Here is a 2,603-nt window from a genome sequence, read left to right on the forward strand (position 1 = left end):
GGCATCGAACCTAAAATAACAAGGACTATTCATCTCCCACTTATAGAAGATAGGAGAATTACGCCCTTTTTGTTAAATAAAAAAGTAATAAGCAGCATTTTAAATTCACTTATTACTTCCCGATTGAGATCCCTTTACCATTTTAACTATTATTTTTTCTCCTTTGAGAATACCTACCAAAAACAACGAAAACATCATTAAAGCTATAATTATAAGCTCTATTTTATTTCCCGAATATATTTTTGATCCAAAATACGTGGAAATAACTATTCCAGGCAATCTCCCCAATGTCGAACACAATATAAAATTCTTGAGATTTATATCGGATATTCCACATATATAGGCCAGGACATCCTTAGGTATACCTGGAATTAAGTACAATAAAAACACTATGGAATTCACGCTTCCCAATTGTAATATTTTATCAAAAAATTTTAGATGCCTTTTAGATATTATTTTATTTATCAGAGGTTTGCCGTAAATTCTTGATATGCCATAACAAATTATACTTCCAGCAGTTATGCCTATAATAGACAGTATACTTCCAAATACAGTGCCGTATACATATCCACCTGAAACCTGAACGATTTCTCCCGGTATAAAAAATGCTATTACCTGTAAAATCTGAATAAGCAAAAACACCGATATACCATATTTGCCATAAGACATTATTATATCCCTTATCTTATCAGGATCCCTAAATACATAAATATACTTATGATAATATTCATAAGCCACAACAAGCAATACAAGCATTATTATGCCCAGAACTACATAGGGCTTATATTCTATTAACCTTTTTTTAATTTTTTCCCTATAAGTTTTCAATCTTAACCACCCTGAAAATATTACTGCATTTTAATATTAATTATGTCCAGTTAATTTACTCATATACCTTAACAATACAAAATATGCTCTATAAAAATTCTATCATAAATGATCACCATAACCACATTAAATTTTAATTAAATTTTTAAAAAAAGTATGCTGATAATTCTAAACAAATCATCAGCATACTTTTTTTAAATCATCTATTCAAATTCACTTTTTCAAATTTTTTTAAATTTTCATTGGAAAGTACAGATTTTTTAGTAGACTGCTTACTAAATTTAATCAATTGAGGCCTGGATTTCATGATCCCAATCATTGTCCCGGGTCCTCCAATACATCCTCCCTGACACATCATTCCCTCTATAAAATTTCCCTGAAGTCTTTTTGTTCTGGCCATAGCCATAGTCTTCTTTATATCATCTTTTCCACTTACCTTTACAGGTTTAAACACAACTTTATCCTTTCTAACATCTATACAATTTTCTATAGCAGCTGTAAGCCCTCCTTCCTGGGCGAAACCCCTTCCATAAAGAGAAGCATCCTCTACAGGCAAATTCTCACAATCTTCAGGACGTATATTAAACGCACTCATAAGTGCGGATATTTCCTCAAATGTCAAAACATAATCCACTGCATCTCTTACAGATTCTCTATTTATTTCACTTTTCTTAGCAGTACAAGGTCCTATAAAGACTACAACTGCATTTTTATCTTCTTTTTTTATCATTCTAGCGGCAGCAACCATAGGTGAAACAGTACCGGATATTTTAGAAACTTCACTTGGAAATTTAGTTTCAATATAACCTATAAATCCCGGGCAGCAGGAATTTGTCATATATTCATCTCCAGAATTCATTCTCTCTGCAAATTCACTGGATTCATTTACAGTAACTGCATCTGCACCACAAGCTGCTTCCACCACTTTTTTAAACCCAATCTTTTTAAAAGCATCTTTAACTTGTCCTACTGTAACTTTAGGTCCAAACTGTCCCGTTATGGCAGGAGCTACCACAGCATACATATCCTTTTTCTTACATAAAGCACTTGTAACTTCAGTGATATAGCTTCTATCCGATACAGCTCCAAAGGGACATGCAGCCATACAGGCACCACAGTTAATACAATTTTTCTTATCTATCATTGCCTTTTTACTATCTGAATTTATTTCCAATGCTCCAGTAGGACAGGATCTTTTACAAGGTCTCATAACTTCTGCTATAGCATTATAAGGGCATACTTTTTTACACATACCGCATTCTTTACATACATCATGATCTATGTGTGATCTTCCATCAATTCTAGTTATAGCATTTGCAGGGCATACCTCCATACATTTATGCTGTATACATCCCCTGCAAGCTTCCGTAACACTATATTTATATATTGGGCATCTATCACAGGCAGCTGAAAGTACATACATCATATGATCTTTATCTACAATTTTTTTCAAATCCAATGTAGTATTATCAGTAGGTATAAAACCAGATGCCAATAAAGCCCTCTCATATACAACTGCTCTTTCTTTATATACACAGCACCTATACTCCGCTTTATTCTCATTTTGAATTATCCTGTAAGGTATCTTTTCTAGTTCTTCCCTTTTTAATTTATTTTCTTTAGCCAAAGAAGCTGCTTCTCTTAATACTAAAAATTTCAGTTTTTTCAATGGAGTTTCAAAATTCAACATCCTAATCCTCCTCCATAACATCTGATAATATATTTTTCATTTAAATTATAACAGATTATAGTTTTAAATGTAACAGATTTTATAA

The 2,603-nt window shown here is 32.3% G+C and carries 2 protein-coding genes; both read right to left on the reverse strand.

Features of this window, described 5'->3' with window-relative positions; all coding sequences use genetic code 11:
* Positions 1-105 precede the first annotated feature (105 nt).
* The gene (locus J5G60_RS17855) at positions 106-828 is read right to left on the reverse strand and encodes a TVP38/TMEM64 family protein (protein ID WP_378062847.1); all 723 of its coding nucleotides are present in this window, start codon (positions 826-828) and stop codon (positions 106-108) included.
* Between the two features lie 199 nt (positions 829-1,027).
* Positions 1,028-2,518, reverse strand: coding sequence for a 4Fe-4S dicluster domain-containing protein (locus J5G60_RS17860; protein ID WP_150358487.1), 1,491 nt, complete (start codon positions 2,516-2,518; stop codon positions 1,028-1,030).
* Positions 2,519-2,603: the final 85 nt, after the last annotated feature.

Origin of the sequence: Clostridium sp. HV4-5-A1G (genome assembly GCF_900184915.1) — a bacterium.
Classification (GTDB): domain Bacteria; phylum Bacillota; class Clostridia; order Clostridiales; family Clostridiaceae; genus Clostridium_B; species Clostridium_B aromativorans.

Excerpts from the sequence above, each read along its gene's own strand:
- J5G60_RS17860 (WP_150358487.1), bottom strand. The coding sequence starts at position 2,518 with ATGTTGAATTTTGAAACTCCATTGAAAAAACTGAAATTTTTAGTATTA.